Raw genomic sequence first — 16,757 nt, forward strand, 5'->3', positions numbered from 1 at the left:
ATTTTATGACAATTCACCTCGCAAAGATGTTTCATACATGGTTTTGAACACTTTATGGGGTGTTTTTTGTCCCAGCATATACATTAATTTTCCAATTGCAGCTTCGGTTGTAAGATCATTTCCTGAAATAACTCCTATCTTTTTCAGTTTGCTACTTGTTTCATAATGCCCCATCATAACTCTTCCTCCAGAGCATTGTGTTATATTGATTACATAAATACCTTTAGAAATATTTTTTTGCAAGATCTCTATAAACCAATTTTCTGTACTGCAATTCCCGGCCCCGTAGGTTTCTAAAATAACCGCTTTCAAATTAGAAATATTAAAAACATTCTCTAAAACCGTCTTTGTAATACCCGGAAATAACTTCACTAATGCAATATTTTGATCTAATGCTTTATGGACTCTTAGCTTTTTTCTAAGATTTGGTTTAAATAAATAATCATGATTTATTTTTAAATGGACCCCAGATTCTGCTAGGTCTGGATAATTAAAAGATGAAAAAGCCTGAAAATGCTCAGCATTTAACTTAGTAGTCCTATTTGCCCTGTATAATTTGTACTCAAAATACAAACAAACTTCTTTAATCAATGCTTTACCTTTACTTTGCAATGAAGCCACTTGAATAGAGGTTATTAAATTCTCTTTGGCATCTGTACGCAAATCTCCTATAGGCAATTGAGAACCGGTAAATATTATTGGCTTAGCTAAGTTTTCCAGCATAAAACTCAATGCTGAAGCTGTATAGCTCATTGTATCACTTCCATGCAAGACAACAAATCCATCAAAATGATCATAATTGCTTTCAATAATTTCAGCAATCTTCACATAGTATTGAGGGTTCATATTACTGGAGTCAATAGGGTCTTTAAAGGATACCGTATCAATATTGCATTCCAATAAATTTAGCTCCGGTATTTTTTTTAAAAGTGTTTTAAAGTCAAAAGTCTTTAAAGCTCCGGATTTAAAATCTTTAATCATACCAATTGTTCCACCGGTATAAACAAGTAATATGTTAGGTTTAGTATTGCTCATATCTTTAGATTTTAAAAACAGCTTTAGAGTTCTCAGTAGTTATCTCAGCTATCTCTTCAGCAGATAGCCCATATATAATGGATAATTTTTCCAGCACCTTTATGATATATGAACTTTCATTTCGTTTTCCTCTATAGGGAACCGGTGATAAATAAGGTGAATCTGTTTCCAAAACTATATGTTTTAAATCTATTTGATTTAAAAACGTATCAATTTTCCCATTTTTAAAAGTAGCCACTCCTCCTATCCCTAATTTCATATTAAAAGAAATAGCCCTATGTGCCTGTTCAAAATCTCCCGTAAAACAGTGAAAAATTCCAAATAGATCATCACTCTTTTCGCCCTCTAAAACTTCAAAAATCTCATCAAAAGCCTCCCTGCAATGAATTACAATGGGTAATTTGTATTGTTTTGCAAGCCGTATTTGATATTTAAATGCTTCCTTCTGAATTTCTAAAGTACTCTTATCCCAATATAAATCAATACCAATTTCTCCGACTGCATAAAACTTTCTAGCGGCCAGCATATCCTCTACGTGCTTTAATTCATCCATAAAGTTACTTTTTACATGTGTGGGATGTAAGCCCATCATCAAAAAAATATGCTTAGGAAAATCCATCTCTAATTGAAACATAGCGTTAGTATATGTAGAGTCTATAGCCGGAATAAAAAACCGGGTAATCCCTAGCTCAATAGCTCTGTTGATGATTTCATTCCTATCTTCATCAAAAGCTTCGCTGTATAAATGGGTGTGAGTATCTGTTATATTCATTTTGTAAAAATAAAAAAGTCACCTTTAATAGGTGACCTTACTTTATTTAATTTATTTTATGAGAAATTCAATCTAATCTCCTAATAAGCTTTTGAGCTTGTTCATAATCATCGGCCTCTTGCGGAATTGTTCTTAAAATCTCCTGACAAGCTTCATGATTTTCCTGCTTTAATTTGCTTAATGCCAAAAACCAAAGGGCTTTATTTTTATATATAGAATTCTCCTTACTCAAGTTATCCAGCAAATTATCGGCAATTTTATAATTATTTAATTCTATGTTGGTAACAGCATAATAAAATTTTAATTCAGAATTATCCTTATCAATACTTAGTAAATCCTGAAAGGCTACATTAGCTTTTTCATAATGCCCTGAATTAAATGCTTGCTCAGCTACTTTCAACATATCGTTTTCCTCTCCTCTAACTATCAAACTAATGGTTTCATATTCGGCATAATCACTATAAGATGGTCCTGAAAACTGATTAAAAGTGAAAATTCCAAACAAAACAACAATACAAGCTGCAATGGCATATTTTATAAAACTAAAAGTTTTAGGTGCCTGTTTAAAATCTGTGGTTTTCCCATCTTCATTAAAATACCCAGTAGAAATCTTTTTTAAATTCTCCTGAAATGCATTTGATGCATCTTCATTTCCAAATTTATGTTCTAAAAAGGCATGTAACTCTTTATAAGTATTGAACGCCTGATTAAACTCCGGTTCTGTTTTTAATCTTAGTTCAAAAGCCGCAACCTCATCTTCTGACAACTCATTAGACAAGTAAGATTCAAACAGTATATAATTTTGGTCTTGCATAACAATTAAGCATTAAGTTGGTTAAATTTAGGAGACTCTTGAACCAGTTTTGTTAATTTCCCAATACATAAAGATTTCTTTTTTCTGGCATACGCATAAGTTACTCCTAATTTTTTTGCCACTTCTTCCATTGATTTTATTTTAAAAGTAGCTGTTAATAAGTCTTTACATGCGGCTCCCAGTTTACCAAACATCTCTGTAAATAAGGCTTGTTTTTCATCAAATACAGATGTTTCAAAAACCAGCTCTTGTGCCTCGTCTCCTTTAGATAAGATCTCTTGATTAATTGTTACCTCTTTTTTAGAATTCTTTTTTAATTCATTCAACCATTTGCGTTTACACAATAAAAAAAAGTAGGCGTCAAAAGGACAGGTAAGCTTCAGGTTTTTTTGACTTGCCTGATTATATATAGTTATTAAGGTGTCTTGAATAACATCCTGCGCTTTACCAATATCACCACTATTTTGTTTTATGTAATTGATCACCTTAGGAGCAAACTTATCATATATAGATTGGATAATGAACGCATTGTTTTTAAGCAATCCATCGATATATTTTTGATCCTCATGTGTTTTTTTTTCGCTCATTACCCCTTGTATTTGCTACTAAAGTAAAAAACTTTGAAATAAAAGGGTAACAATTTTTAAATGGATTTGATATAAGGGCGTAACAGTCAAAAAAGGCTAAACAAAATATAATTAATCCATAAAATTTAGAAATCATGAAAATTTCAAAAAAATTTCACGAACACTTAAACAGTATTAATGACGTGAGTAAAAAATCAATTTTAATTATCGGAACTGTAATCTTATTAGTAATGAATTTAAATGCGTCAACAGACAACAACCCAATTCAGGCTGATAATGAAACAACAGAAATTACAAAAGATAACATTGCTCAAGTTTTCGAATGGCAAGTTAAAACCACCAAAGAAACATATTCAGGAACCTCATTATCATTAAAACACGCCGAAAAAATGGTGGCATTATCCAGTTCAGGTGAAATAGTAATAGGAAAAGAAATTAAAAGTTTTTTTGTGTTGAGATCTGAAATGAATACCAAAAGAAACTATTTCTGGGAAGTTGAAACAGCAACCGGCTTTGCTAAAGGATATGCTTCAACTGAAGATTACGCCCGTAAAATGGTACAGCTAGTAGCTTCAGGAGAGCCTGTACTTACTAAAATAATCATCAGTCAACCTCAACAATAGAACATAATTACAAAAACAGGGTAACAAAATGATTACCCTGTTTATATAAACTTGAAAAACAATTTAAAACCCAATTATTATGAATAATTTAAAACACATTTTTGGAACTTTATTAATGGCAACTTTACTTTTTACAAGTTGTACAAAAAACGATGATGGTGATATTATAATTCGCCCATCTGCAGAGGATTTTAACGAATTAAAAGAAGCTGCTTTAGAGAATTTAACTCAAAATTTTCAATTCAATGCTGAAGATGGCGGTGTAACATTAACTTCTGAGAAAGGGGTTCAAATTTACATTAATGGAGCATGTTTGACTCTAAACGGAAATGCCGTAACGGGATCTGTTGATTTAGAGTTTGTTGAACTATTTGAAAAAGGCAATATGCTTACAACCAACAAGCCTACTATGGGTGTATTACCAAACGGAGATAAAGCATTACTGATCTCCGGGGGAGAGTTCTTTGTTAATGCTACTCAAAATGGTGAAAATTTAGAATCAACTTGTGGATTTCAAATGTCAATTCCTGCAGATTTAACCGGAGGGGCAGATCCTGAAATGATTCTTTGGAATGGTATTATTGACGAAAACGGTAACCTTGCCTGGGAAGAAGATAAGCGTGATGGGGCTAATGGTCAAGATGGTGTTTTTGCTGAAGGAAATCAATACTATGGCTTTTTTCAATCATTTGGATGGTCAAATGTAGATCGCTTTTATAATGATCCTCGTCCAAAAACAACCATTTTAGTTGCTGTTCCGGAAGGATATGACAACACAAATAGTTCTGTTTTTATTTCATATGACGGTGAAGAAACAGGCTTGGCTAACTTAGACACTTATGATGTCGGTTCAGGTTTGTTTAGTGAGCATTATGGACAAATTCCTATTGGATTAGAATGTCATATCATTTTTGCTACTGAAGACGGCGACAACTGGAAATATGCAATAAAAGCAGTTACCATTGCTGAAAATGACATTATCACATTTACGGAAGGAGAAACATCTGTTGCCACTGAAGCACAATTAACAACTATTATCAACGGTTTACCTTAACCATTGAAATAATTAGCCTACTTCATAAATGGTTTCCCAATTGTTTAACCTACTTATTAAAAGCCAGAAACCAATTGTTTCTGGCTTTTCCACTTATACAGAGGTAACAAAAAAGGAACTTTGTTGATATAAAAACATATAAACTTAAGGTCATGAAAAAAGAGCCCTCAATTTTAATTTTACTATTTGCAGTTATTATTTTATTAGTAATTATTGCTAATGTTTTAATGGTTGCAGGTAACGTTTATTTTAATAATTAAAATTAAATAGGACTCTTTTGTATATTTAAACATCTAAACAACTATTATTATGCATCATGCGTTACTTTCTGTGATACTTTTTTTATTGTGTATTTCTGGCTTTTCTCAACAAATTACGGTGACCGATACCATTACCAGAACAGCTGTTATAAAGTATATAACCAGTGGAAATCAAGTTAATTTTACCCCTGAAACACCAGCCTTAAATCAAATTGCAGGAGCTCCTAAAGCATTTTACACCCATTATTGGGAATTTGGTGACGGGCATTATAGCACAGAAGAAACTCCAAAACACACCTATAAAAAGAAAGGCGAATACAAGGCAAGACTTTGGGCCACTAACAATTATGACACAGGAGAACCACCAACTACAAGACCTAAAAAAATAGCCGTTAATCAAGTAACAACCGAGTATGAAGATCAGGCTTCTATGGATGAAGACTTTGTATTAAAACGCAATAGAGAGCCCGTGCCAAGTCAAGAAATGGTTGTTATAATGAGCTACAAGAACACAAAAGAATACGTTACAAATGGAAAACTATACGTGTTTTATAACGAGCATGAATATAAAGCTGATAATTTTGAATTAATAGAAACCAGAACGCATAATAATGAAAAAGATATTTCAGGTGATGACTTTGCCTATGCAAATCATATTGATGATGATACCACATATTTAGCTTCATCACATAATTCTGTTATTGAAAACAATCAAATATTACAAGACTCTACTGAAAAAACAAACCTGCCCTTAACTATTGAAAAATCAAAAACACTTTATAAAAATTGGAGTCTTTTAGAATTTGATGATATGCAACCTCAAGAAGAACGCCATATTTTTTTTAGTTTAAAAACAACCCCTGAAATGGTTAAAGACACCAGTGCCATCATATCTATTAGAGGGGTTTATGTACCAGATTCCAATTATGACAATCATAAAATCAAAGACATGGAAATGGAAATTGTAACGTCTCATGATCCAAATAAAATGTCATCAAACGGAACTTTCATGAATTACAGATTAGTTCGTTTTAAAACCTTAAAATACAAGATTAAATTCCAGAATAATGGAGAAGGTCCGGCACGAACCATTAGGCTGGAAACCGATATTCCTGAAATGCTGGATAAAGCTACTTTAAAAGTAACAGACATGTATCCAAAATGCGATATTTGTCCAAAACGAGAAGTCCTTTATAGTTGTTTAGATACTACAATCACAGACAAACAAGTTATTTTCACATTTAAAAACATCTATTTACCGGGAAGTGAACAAAAAAATGTTAAAGTGTATGATTCTACCAAAGGCTTTGTTAAGTACAATATTAAATTTACCAAAGACTTTCACAAGAAAAAAACAAAAAGTAGAACCGCCATTATCTTTGATAAGAATGACCCTATAATTACTAATTATTCAACCACTCGTTTTTTACCCGGCATATCAGTTGGAGCCAAAATAGGCTACAATTCATTTAGCGATTTAAAAAATTCTGAAAGTTATTTTATCGGAGCCACGCTATCTCCATATAAATCCTATCGCTGGTATTGGCAGGTAGAGCTCATGAATAATTTTCACAACTATAATGACAATACTCAAATAATTGAAGATATTGTTGATGGCCCACAAGGCTTTCGTTTTAGACAACGCACAACAACCGGCACCTCTTATGAAAATATAAATTGGGATATTCCTTTGTTGGTTAGATATAATGTAAATAATTATATAGGCCTGGGTACAGGTTTACAGAATACTATTTCTATAAGTGAAAAACAAAATCAGAATATTTTGATAGAACAATTTGAAGGAACCTTTCCTGATGCTCCTATTATTAATACCATTACAGATCAGTTAGAACAATCAAATTCTTTTACCAATTTAAACACAAGTTTATTATTTGAAGCTACAGTTGGTTTTGCACGTATTGGCCCTAGTTTAGGGGCACGGTATATTATGAGTTTTGAAAATAACTTCAATCACTGGCAATTTTATGCCATTTGGAAATTTTAACAGCTAAGCCTCTTATTTGATAATTCACATAATGAAAAAACTAGGTTTTCTTCTATTCTTAATGTCTCCAATAGTGTTTTCACAAAGCCTTGAAGAAACCATTTATGTTGCTGCCGAGTCTTTTATCAGCACAAAAAACGAAGCAACATTACAGCTTTTAAATAAACAGGAAAATACTTTTAAAAAACAGGTAAAGACTAAAGATGAACAACTGGCTTTAGTGTTTTTACAAAGTCATAAAGGCTATTATTTAGAAAAACAATCAAAACTAGAGGACGCCATTTTTACCTTTGAAGAAGCCGTAAGGCGCTTTAACGACAACCATTTATCAAAATTCTCTGATTTTGATATTGTAAAAAGCTGTTTAATTCCCTTAGGGAATTTATATATAAAAACCGGGGATTACACCAATGCTATAAATACTATTAATCAGTATATCTATTTAGCCGAAAAAAGTAACAATCTCAAGCACCAAACTAGTGGAGCCATTAATCTGTCAATACTTTATCAAACTATAGGCAAGCATGAAACGGTAATTAAGCTCACTTCAGATTTTATAAATAAATCAAATATTGACAAAAATCAAAAACAAAAACTGCTTGACATAAATATTGAGAGTCAAATTGCTTTAAAAAAAATATCTGATCCGGAGACCATTCCTTTAACATTAAATAGTGAAAAGAACTATAAAATTGCCCTTCAAAATAAAGATTACAATAAAGCCCTATCGGAATTTCAAAAATTCAAAGCTAAACGCTTTTCTGACAAGGGCATATCAAAAAGAACTTTAGCAAAGTTTTTAACTGAAGAAGCCCAAATCCACGCTTTATTGAATAATAATACTGAAGCTATTAAAAGCTTAAACGTATCAATTAAAACATTGATACCAAGTTTTGATGAAGGGTCTTTGCCTCTAAAAAATGATTTATTTGCTGAAAACACATTTATTGACATTTTTGATTTGTATGCCACCTTACAGCCCAATGAAAATCTTGCTCTAAAGTATTATGACCTAAGTTTTCATGTATCCAGCCTGTTAAAAAACAATTGGACCTCTCAAGAAACCAAAATCTTAAACCAAACTAATAATAGAATTAGAAGCGAAAAATGCATCAAGATTCTTTTTAACCTATATAATCAAACTAAAAACCATTCTTTTTTATTCAAGGCACTTCAATATTCAGAGGACAGTAAAGTATCTACTTTAAAGGATATGTTTCAAAAAAAATTACAGCTGAAACAATTTCCAAATGACAGTTTACTTATTAAAGAGTTTAACCTTTTAAAAGAACAAGAACGCATCACTAATCTTTTTATAAAAGAACAATTAAGTGCAGCCCAAGCTTCAAAAATCAATCACCTGAGTAAAAAACTAAGTGAAGTTAGCCTTGAGTTAAAAAAAATTAAAAAGTCAATTTCCAAAAAGTACCCGGATAGCAAATCTCATTTTTCATTAAAAACCTTACAAGACAGCCTATCAAAAGACAATGCTGCTTTTATTGAATACTTTTATGGTCAACATACCATTTATCAATTTATAGTTACAAGTACAGCTATTTCTTTAAATTACATTGCTTTAAGTGATACAACTAAAGAACAAATTATTGATTTCATTCACCTTTTTGATGACTCATCAATTATAAACAACAATGTCAATAATTTTACAACAAGTGCTTTTAACCTATTTAAACTGTTAAAACTGGATAAAGTCCTGGAGTACAAAAATATAATTATCATCCCGGATGGTGTGTTAAATTTTATTCCTTTTGAAACCCTCTTAACGTCCAAAACAAAGGCTATCTCATTTAACAAAATGCCTTTTGTGGTCAAAACTCAAAATATAGTTTATAATTCAAGTGCTCTTTTTTATGTACTAAAGCGTAAACCAAAAAAAAGCAAGACTCTCTTAGGGGTTTTTCCTGTATTTGAAAACACTAATAAAAAACTTACCTATTCCATTGATGAAGCTCATGCCATTGAAGATGAAATGACATCTAAACTATTAATGAATAACAATGCCACCAAAGCTAATTTTATAGAAAACGCCCTCAATTATGACATCTTACATTTATCTACACATGCCAGTAGCGGTGATTTTATAAAACCTGCAAACATTGACTTTTATGATGAAACATTGTATTTAAATGAATTATATAGCCTTAGTATAAACCCTGATTTACTGGTTTTAAGTGCTTGTGAAACCGGAGTTGGAAAACTTTTTAAAGGAGAGGGGCCTATGAGTATCGCACGTGGGTTTCAATACTCAGGAGCAGAAAACTTATTGTTTTCTTTATGGCAAATAAATGATTTATCGGCATCTCAAATCATGCAATCATTTTATAGTAACTATAGAAAAAAGCAATCAGCTAATCATTCAAATCAACAATCAAAATTAAATTACTTAGCAGACAAAAATATAAACAATACTAAAAAATCGCCTTACTATTGGGGGGCTTTTGTTTATTATGGCGAGCTTACAAAACCAAATACCGGCCATGATCTGACTAATATACTCTATCTAGTACTTATCATTTTAATTATAGTATTTTTGTCCTATAAATTAAGAAAGCGCTATGGAAAAAAGGCTTCAAGAATTTCTTCTGGAAAGAGGTTATAGTAAGGTAAAATTACATCTTACCAAGACCAATCATTTTGAGATAAAGGCTAGTATAAATGGTAAAAAAGGGTTGTTTATTCTTGATACTGGCGCTTCCAGTTCTTGTGTTGGTTTTGAAGGCGTGGAAACCTTTAACTTAAAAGCTGAAGACTCTATAGTTAAAGCGGCTGGTGCCGGAGCTATCAATATGGATACCAAAATGGCAAAAAAAAATAAGGTTAAAATTGGAAAATGGTCCAGCAAGAAGGTCGTTTTAGTATTGTTTAATCTTACCCATGTAAACACAGCCCTTATTAATCACAATTCAAAACCTGTTGATGGTATTATTGGAGCAGATATCTTAAAAAAAGCTAAAGCCATCATAGATTATGAAAAGAAATATTTATATTTAAAGTTATAAAAACTACAGCTACTTATAGTTTTTAATTAATAGCACTTAATTCTCTACTCAATGAACACCTCTATTGTCATTGCAGATGACCATCCATTAATGCTACGTGGTTTAACTGATTTTTTAACCTCAAGAGGTTTTAATATTGTTGGCAGTGCAGAAGATGGAAATACAGCATATAGTCTTATTGTTAAATTAAAACCCAAAATAGCCATTCTTGACATTAGAATGCCTTACAAAACGGGATTGGAAATTGCAGAGGCTTGTAAAAAGAACAATCTGGATACTAAAATTATTCTTATAACCTTTGACAAGGAAGAAGAATTATACGATAAAGCTAAGGCATTTAATGTATATGGATATATTTTAAAAGAGTTTGCCATAGAAGAAATTGAAACCTGTATTGCACATGTTATCAATGGAACGCCCTATTTTAGTGAAGAAATAGCTTCTTATTTGAATGCAAGTGATGTATCACAAAAACCAGAAACTTTAGATCTGTTAACCAAATCTGAATTAAAGATTGTAAGGCTAATTTCTAAAAGTAAAACAAGCCAGGACATCGCTGACGAATTGTCAATTTCCATTAAAACTGTACATAAGCATCGTAGTAATATTGTACATAAATTGCAGCTTGACAACAAACCATCATCGCTCTCAGTTTGGGCTAGCGTAAATAAAGAATATTTATAAAAATACGCAGAAGTGTGTATTTTTTTTATCATACATATAATATACCTTTACCGAGCTATTAATTAGTTCTTAGGGAGAATTAAAGAAGGCTCTAAATTGTAATGATTTAGAGCTTTCGTTTTTTAAAAACCTAAGTTATTGATTAAAAATACGTAGATGTGCGTATTTTTTTTATCCTGATCTCAACCTACCTTTACACTGCTATTAATAATTCTTTTTTGAGAGGGAATTTTATCATACACTCTGCATTTCTATAAGTGCAGAGTGTTTATTCTAAAACTCTTAAAACTAATGGTTATGTCTAAAAATTTAACAATGAAAACCAATAACATTCTTGATAAATGCTGTTTTATTGGCCTAGCTATAGTAATTGTTTCTGTAATTTTTATAAATATTTTAATGATCTTTATTTAGTTTAGTTATTTGCATTAAAACAAAACGGGTATTGTATAAAAATTATACAATACCCGTTTTTATTTGTTTAAAATTTTAGGCCTACATTTCTAAAGCCTTTTTAATATCATTATCCATTAATATTTCTATTGGGTTCTCTAAAGCTTCTTTTACAGCAACTAAAAACCCAACACTTTCTTTTCCATCAATAATTCTGTGGTCATAAGATAAGGCAACGTACATTATTGGTCTAATTTCTACTTTACCATCAACTGCTACCGGACGTTCTACTATATTATGCATTCCTAAAATACCACTTTGAGGTGGATTGATAATAGGTGTTGATAACATACTACCAAAAACACCACCGTTGGTAATTGTAAACGTACCTCCAGTCATTTCATCAACAGTAATCTGGCCATCTCTTGCTCGAAGTGCCAATCGCTTTACTTCAGATTCAACGCCTCTAAAACTTAAGTTTTCGGCATTTCTAATTACCGGCACCATTAAGCCTTTAGGTCCTGAAACCGCAATACTGATATCACAAAAATCATAGGAAAGCATCTCTTTACCATCAATCATTGAATTTACGGCCGGATACATTTTTAAAGCACGCACTACTGCTAATGTAAAGAAACTCATAAATCCTAAACCAACACCGTGCTTTGCTTTGAAAGCCTCTTTGTATTCTGAACGTAACGCAAAAATAGGCGACATATCAACCTCATTGAATGTGGTTAACATAGCTGTAGTGTTTTTTGCCTCAACTAAGCGTTCTGCCACTTTTCGGCGCAGCATAGACATTTTACTTCTTGACGTTCCTCTACTTCCTCCTGCAGGCGTACCCATAGAAGGAACTGCTTTTACAGCATCTTCTTTGGTTACTCTACCATCTTTTCCGGTACCCGAAATAGCTCCTGCATCTATGCCCTTTTCTGCCAAAATCTTTTTTGCAGCCGGGCTAGCACTTCCTGTTGCATATGTTTTTGTTTCAGCCGCAGAGGCTTTAGGTGCTTCAACTTTTGGAGCTTCTTCCTTCTTTTCCTCTTTTGGAGCCGCTCCACCTTCGGGTTTTGCTGCACTGGTATCAATTAAACACACAATGGCACCTACAGCAACAGCATCGCCTTCTTCCGCTTTAAGTGTTATAGTTCCACTTGCTTCAGCAGGTAATTCAAGTGTAGCTTTATCACTATCCACTTCTGCAATGGCCTGATCTTTCTCAACATAATCCCCATCTTCAACTAACCATGTTGCTATTTCAACTTCCGTAATAGATTCCCCTGGCGAAGGGACTTTCATTTCTAAAATCATTCTTTATAATTTTAATGGTATCTTAAATTCTATTTTTATTCAATATCAAAAACAGCATTAATCACACGTTTTTGTCTTGCTTTATCTCTTGTACTTGAACCAGGAGCGGGTACTGAACTATATGATCTTGAACACACCTCTAATTTTACCAGATCCATACGCTGTAACATATGACTCCACGCTCCCATATTTTGTGGTTCTTCTTGTGCCCAAATATATCTTTCAGCATTGGGGTAACGGTTTATTACTGCTTGTATTTTTTCTAAATGTAGCGGGAATAACTGTTCTATTCTAACTAACGCTATATCCTCCCGCTTTAATGCTTCTCTTTCAGTTAGCAAATCATAATAGAATTTACCGGTACAGAATACTAATTTCTTAACATGTTCAGGAGCAATAGTATCATCTATGACTTCCTGGAAATTACCTGTCGCTAATTCATTTATTGATGATATCGCTTTTGGGTGGCGCAGCAAACTCTTTGGTGTAAATACCACTAAAGGTTTTCTGAAATCACGTTTCATTTGACGACGCAACAAATGGAAGAAATTAGCTGGTGTAGTACAGTCGGCAACTATCATATTGTCATTCCCACATAATTGCAGGTAACGTTCAATTCTTGCCGATGAATGTTCAGAGCCTTGTCCTTCATAACCATGTGGTAGTAAAACCACTATACCATTTTGAGATTTCCACTTATCTTCTGCTGCTGACAAGTACTGGTCAAATATAATTTGAGCACCATTACTAAAATCACCAAACTGCGCCTCCCAGATAGTTAAAGTATTAGGGTTAGCCATAGCATAACCATAATCAAATCCCAAGACTCCATATTCAGATAAAAAGGAATTGTAAATATCCATTTCACCCTTGTTCTCCGGGTTAGTATTTAGCAGGTTAATGCGTTCTTCTGATATTTCATCTCGCAAAATAGCATGTCTGTGGCTAAACGTTCCACGTTCCACATCTTGCCCTGAAATACGTACATTATAGCCCTCTTCCAGTAAACTTCCATAAGCCAAAGTTTCAGCCATACCCCAATCTAAGGTATCGGTTTCAAAAACCATTTTAGAACGTCCATTTAAAATGCGTTCTGCCTTACGTAAAAATTTCACACCATCTGGAACGGTAGAAACCACTTTAGAAATATGCTCTAGCCTTTCTTTTGGATATGTAGTATCCTCATAACTTAGCATGGCATCAATACCCTTGCGTTCAAAACCATTCCAACGCTCTTGCATGAATTCTCTAACTTTAGAGGACTCTGCTTCTTTAGATATGGCATACTCTCTTTCAAGTGTTCCTTTAAATTCTTCAACTATTTGCTCCAAATACACTTTATCAATGGTGTTTTCAGCAATTAATCTATCTGAATATATCTTGAAAGGGTTGTTATGCTTTGAAATGTTTTTATATAATTTAGGCTGTGTAAACCTGGGTTCATCACCTTCGTTATGTCCGTATTTTCTATAGCCCAATAAATCTATATATACATCTTTTTTATAACGCATTCTGTATTCTAATGCCATTTCCACGGCATGAACCACAGCTTCAGCATCATCTGAATTAACATGCAATACGGGTGACAACGTTACCTTTGCAACATCAGTACAATACGTACTTGAACGGGCATCCAAATAATTGGTTGTAAAACCAATTTGATTGTTTACAACAATATGGATAGTACCTCCGGTTTTATAACCATTTAATTGACTCATTTGGCCTACTTCATAGGCTACACCCTGACCTGCTATAGCAGCATCTCCATGCACTATAATAGGTATTATTTTAGAATCATCACCTCCATAATCAACATCTATTTTGGCACGGGTAATACCTTCAGCTACGGGAGCTACTGTTTCTAAGTGCGATGGATTAGGAACTAAGTTCATCTTGATATTTTTCCCATTTTGGTACGTTTTATCAAGTGTCAATCCTAAATGGTATTTTACATCGCCATCAATATTTTCATCCTCAAAATCTTTACCTTCAAATTCACTAAAAAGCTCATTTAACGGTTTTCTAAATATATTCACTAAGGTGCTTAAACGCCCTCTGTGCGCCATTCCCAATACGCATTCTTTAACACCATATTTTTCAACGGCATAATATAGCACATTGCTTATAGCCGGAATCAAAGATTCACCTCCTTCTAACGAAAATCGTTTTTGTCCAACATATTTGGTTTGCAAAAAGTTTTCAAAGGTTACGGCCTGATTTAATTTTGAAAGAATATATTTTTTAGTATCAACTGAAAAATCAGGTTGATTATCATTTTTATTTAATTGGCTTTGCCACCACGAAATCACCTCTGGATTTCTTAAATACATATACTCAACTCCAATAGAGCTACAATAAATACGCTCTAAATGTTTTATTATTTCACGCAATGTCTTGGCTCCAACCCCTAATACTTCACCAGCATTAAAAACCGTATCCAAATCATTTTCAGACAAATCAAAATTAGAAATATCCAGCGTTGGCGAATAGGTTCTTCGCTCTCTAACAGGATTGGTTTTTGTAAATAAATGCCCCCGTATTCTATAGCCGTCAATAAGCCTTACAACATTAAACTCTTTTTGGACATGTTCTGGTATTTGAGTTGAAACGCCTTCTATAATTTCACCATCCAAACCATAGTTTTCGCTTCCAAAATCATAACCTTGAAAAAAGGCTCTCCAACTTGGTTCTACGGTATCCGGATTTTGCAAATATTGATCGTATAAATCAGCAAAATATGCCGTGTGTGCTGCGTTTAAAAATGAAAATTTATCCATTACTTTTATTAATCCCGTGTAGGTTCGTCAAATTATTTTTCAAAAATACAACTTTTGCCAAAATTAGATGTTTCTTTGTCTATATTTATAGCTGTTAATATGCATTTAACGAATATGCTTAAAAAGCTGTTAATTTTTTAATGATACTTCATTATGATGAATTTATTTTTTCCTATTAATAAAAAAATAGCCTTTTTCTTAGTCATACTTTCTATAAGTTTTCAAAATACCATAGCTCAGGAAGTCAAAAGCGGGTTTTGGAATCAGGTGCGTTATGGTGGAAATATAGGTTTGAGTTTTGGAGACGGTTTTTTTAGCGGAACTATTGCTCCAAGTGCCATCTTTGAATTTGACAGAAATTTTGCTTTGGGCCTGGGACTAAATGCCACATTTAACAACAGAAAAAACACTTACAAATCCACCATATTGGGAGCCAGCTTTATTGGCCTGTATAATGTTATTAGAGACCTTCAGCTTTCAGCTGAGTTTGAACAGTTAAATGTGAATAGAAAATATGACACAAGTATAAACCTTCCCAACGAGAATTTTTGGGCACCGGCATTGTATCTAGGCGCCGGCTATAGAAGTGGCAATGTTACCTTTGGGATAAGGTATGATGTTATTTATGATAAAAGCAGAAGTGTTTATTCAGACCCTTGGTCTCCTTTTTTTAGAGTCTATTTTTAATTCTATAGTAGCAGGAATGCTTCTTTTCTTTTTACAGAAACACTAACACTCTTATACGTCTTTCCTTTAGCCTCACAATGTGTTTTCCTGAAGAATTTACACAGTATAAATTCATACATATAAATTTAACAAAAACAAAAAAGACATTTTTGTCTTAAATATGATTTTTATCATATTATTTAACTGCCAAAGTTGATAGTTTTGTTTGATTAAATACACCCTTATGAAAACAATACTAAACATTTTATCTACTCTATTAATTATACTTTTTATAAGCTGCGGCGGTAAAGAAGAAAAAAAGAAAGAAGGCTTCTCTTATGAGAAAAAAACCACAACAGAGACTAAAGCTTCAACAGAAACAAAAAAAGAACCTGCTTCAAAAACAGTTGATCTTAGCAATAAAGGTATAGGTCCAATTACCTCATTATCTCTTGACGCTACCATAAATCAAGATGTGGCAAATCATGGTGCAGACGTCTTTAAAAAAATGTGTACGGCTTGTCATAGAGCAGACAAAAAGTTCATCGGGCCATCTCCTAAAGGCATTATGGAACGCCGTTCACCGGAATGGGTTATGAATATGATTTTAAACCCGGTAGAAATGACCCAAAAAGATCCATTGGCAAAAGCATTACTTATAGAGTTTAATGGCGCCCCTATGGCAAATCAAAATTTATCTGAAGAAGATGCCAGAGCTGTATTGGAATATTTTAGAACCCTAAAATAACTAACTAT

14 protein-coding genes are annotated in these 16,757 nt (G+C 32.9%); 8 read left to right on the forward strand and 6 right to left on the reverse strand.

Going from position 1 to position 16,757, the window contains the following annotated elements; genetic code table 11:
* Nucleotides 1–3: 3 nt before the first annotated feature.
* From VOI54_RS02415 to VOI54_RS02430, 4 genes are all read right to left on the reverse strand, one after another.
* On the reverse strand, nucleotides 4–1,035 hold the full coding sequence (locus VOI54_RS02415) for an asparaginase (protein ID WP_326281135.1): 1,032 nt from the start codon (nucleotides 1,033–1,035) through the stop codon (nucleotides 4–6).
* A 4-nt stretch (nucleotides 1,036–1,039) separates the two neighbouring features.
* Complete coding sequence (locus VOI54_RS02420; RefSeq protein WP_326281136.1) at nucleotides 1,040–1,807, reverse strand: TatD family hydrolase; 768 nt, start codon at nucleotides 1,805–1,807, stop codon at nucleotides 1,040–1,042.
* 67 nt (nucleotides 1,808–1,874) lie between these two features.
* A complete protein-coding gene (locus VOI54_RS02425; protein ID WP_326281137.1) occupies nucleotides 1,875–2,621 on the reverse strand; it encodes a tetratricopeptide repeat protein in 747 nt (248 codons plus the stop codon).
* A 5-nt stretch (nucleotides 2,622–2,626) separates the two neighbouring features.
* On the reverse strand, nucleotides 2,627–3,208 hold the full coding sequence (locus VOI54_RS02430) for an RNA polymerase sigma factor (RefSeq protein ID WP_326281138.1): 582 nt from the start codon (nucleotides 3,206–3,208) through the stop codon (nucleotides 2,627–2,629).
* Between the two features lie 134 nt (nucleotides 3,209–3,342).
* On the opposite strand from VOI54_RS02430, the gene VOI54_RS02435 reads away from it, so the two are divergent.
* The 6 genes from VOI54_RS02435 (at nucleotide 3,343) to VOI54_RS02460 (ending at nucleotide 10,851) form a co-directional block, all read left to right on the forward strand.
* The gene (locus VOI54_RS02435) at nucleotides 3,343–3,831 is read left to right on the forward strand and encodes a hypothetical protein (RefSeq protein WP_326281139.1); all 489 of its coding nucleotides are present in this window, start codon (nucleotides 3,343–3,345) and stop codon (nucleotides 3,829–3,831) included.
* 79 nt (nucleotides 3,832–3,910) lie between these two features.
* A complete protein-coding gene (locus tag VOI54_RS02440; RefSeq protein ID WP_326281140.1) occupies nucleotides 3,911–4,885 on the forward strand; it encodes a hypothetical protein in 975 nt (324 codons plus the stop codon).
* Nucleotides 4,886–5,194: 309 nt separating this feature from the next.
* Nucleotides 5,195–7,150, forward strand: a complete 1,956-nt coding sequence (locus VOI54_RS02445) for a DUF7849 domain-containing protein (RefSeq protein ID WP_326281141.1) — start codon at nucleotides 5,195–5,197, stop codon at nucleotides 7,148–7,150.
* Between the two features lie 31 nt (nucleotides 7,151–7,181).
* The gene (locus tag VOI54_RS02450) at nucleotides 7,182–9,767 is read left to right on the forward strand and encodes a CHAT domain-containing protein (RefSeq protein WP_326281142.1); all 2,586 of its coding nucleotides are present in this window, start codon (nucleotides 7,182–7,184) and stop codon (nucleotides 9,765–9,767) included.
* Nucleotides 9,724–10,167 (forward strand): retropepsin-like aspartic protease family protein, encoded by a 444-nt coding sequence (locus tag VOI54_RS02455; RefSeq protein WP_326281143.1) that lies wholly within the window; start codon nucleotides 9,724–9,726, stop codon nucleotides 10,165–10,167. Before VOI54_RS02450 ends, VOI54_RS02455 begins: the two co-directional genes overlap by 44 nt.
* 51 nt (nucleotides 10,168–10,218) lie before the next feature.
* Nucleotides 10,219–10,851 (forward strand): response regulator, encoded by a 633-nt coding sequence (locus tag VOI54_RS02460; RefSeq protein ID WP_326281144.1) that lies wholly within the window; start codon nucleotides 10,219–10,221, stop codon nucleotides 10,849–10,851.
* Nucleotides 10,852–11,346: 495 nt separating this feature from the next.
* Here the strand turns inward: VOI54_RS02460 and odhB are convergent, their stop codons facing one another.
* The gene (gene odhB / locus VOI54_RS02465; protein ID WP_326281145.1) at nucleotides 11,347–12,558 is read right to left on the reverse strand and encodes a 2-oxoglutarate dehydrogenase complex dihydrolipoyllysine-residue succinyltransferase; all 1,212 of its coding nucleotides are present in this window, start codon (nucleotides 12,556–12,558) and stop codon (nucleotides 11,347–11,349) included.
* A gap of 35 nt (nucleotides 12,559–12,593) precedes the next feature.
* The gene (locus tag VOI54_RS02470; RefSeq protein ID WP_326281146.1) at nucleotides 12,594–15,335 is read right to left on the reverse strand and encodes a 2-oxoglutarate dehydrogenase E1 component; all 2,742 of its coding nucleotides are present in this window, start codon (nucleotides 15,333–15,335) and stop codon (nucleotides 12,594–12,596) included.
* Between the two features lie 153 nt (nucleotides 15,336–15,488).
* Here VOI54_RS02470 and VOI54_RS02475 point away from each other — a divergent pair, with 153 nt between their 5' ends.
* Both VOI54_RS02475 and VOI54_RS02480 read left to right on the forward strand, forming a co-directional pair.
* The gene (locus VOI54_RS02475) at nucleotides 15,489–16,022 is read left to right on the forward strand and encodes an alpha-ketoglutarate decarboxylase (protein WP_326281147.1); all 534 of its coding nucleotides are present in this window, start codon (nucleotides 15,489–15,491) and stop codon (nucleotides 16,020–16,022) included.
* Between the two features lie 223 nt (nucleotides 16,023–16,245).
* A complete protein-coding gene (locus VOI54_RS02480; protein ID WP_326281148.1) occupies nucleotides 16,246–16,749 on the forward strand; it encodes a c-type cytochrome in 504 nt (167 codons plus the stop codon).
* The last annotated feature ends 8 nt before the right edge of the window (nucleotides 16,750–16,757 follow it).

This window comes from Alterotamlana spongicola, from assembly GCF_035818475.1.
In the GTDB taxonomy this organism is placed as follows: domain Bacteria; phylum Bacteroidota; class Bacteroidia; order Flavobacteriales; family Flavobacteriaceae; genus Cognatitamlana.

Excerpts from the sequence above, each read along its gene's own strand:
- VOI54_RS02415 (WP_326281135.1), bottom strand. The coding sequence starts at position 1,035 with ATGAGCAATACTAAACCTAACATATTACTTGTTTATACCGGTGGAACA.
- VOI54_RS02420 (WP_326281136.1), bottom strand. The coding sequence starts at position 1,807 with ATGAATATAACAGATACTCACACCCATTTATACAGCGAAGCTTTTGAT.
- VOI54_RS02425 (WP_326281137.1), bottom strand. The coding sequence starts at position 2,621 with ATGCAAGACCAAAATTATATACTGTTTGAATCTTACTTGTCTAATGAG.
- VOI54_RS02430 (WP_326281138.1), bottom strand. The coding sequence starts at position 3,208 with ATGAGCGAAAAAAAAACACATGAGGATCAAAAATATATCGATGGATTG.
- VOI54_RS02435 (WP_326281139.1), top strand. The coding sequence starts at position 3,343 with ATGAAAATTTCAAAAAAATTTCACGAACACTTAAACAGTATTAATGAC.
- VOI54_RS02440 (WP_326281140.1), top strand. The coding sequence starts at position 3,911 with ATGAATAATTTAAAACACATTTTTGGAACTTTATTAATGGCAACTTTA.
- VOI54_RS02445 (WP_326281141.1), top strand. The coding sequence starts at position 5,195 with ATGCATCATGCGTTACTTTCTGTGATACTTTTTTTATTGTGTATTTCT.
- VOI54_RS02450 (WP_326281142.1), top strand. The coding sequence starts at position 7,182 with ATGAAAAAACTAGGTTTTCTTCTATTCTTAATGTCTCCAATAGTGTTT.
- VOI54_RS02455 (WP_326281143.1), top strand. The coding sequence starts at position 9,724 with ATGGAAAAAAGGCTTCAAGAATTTCTTCTGGAAAGAGGTTATAGTAAG.
- VOI54_RS02460 (WP_326281144.1), top strand. The coding sequence starts at position 10,219 with ATGAACACCTCTATTGTCATTGCAGATGACCATCCATTAATGCTACGT.
- odhB (WP_326281145.1), bottom strand. The coding sequence starts at position 12,558 with ATGATTTTAGAAATGAAAGTCCCTTCGCCAGGGGAATCTATTACGGAA.
- VOI54_RS02470 (WP_326281146.1), bottom strand. The coding sequence starts at position 15,335 with ATGGATAAATTTTCATTTTTAAACGCAGCACACACGGCATATTTTGCT.
- VOI54_RS02475 (WP_326281147.1), top strand. The coding sequence starts at position 15,489 with ATGATGAATTTATTTTTTCCTATTAATAAAAAAATAGCCTTTTTCTTA.
- VOI54_RS02480 (WP_326281148.1), top strand. The coding sequence starts at position 16,246 with ATGAAAACAATACTAAACATTTTATCTACTCTATTAATTATACTTTTT.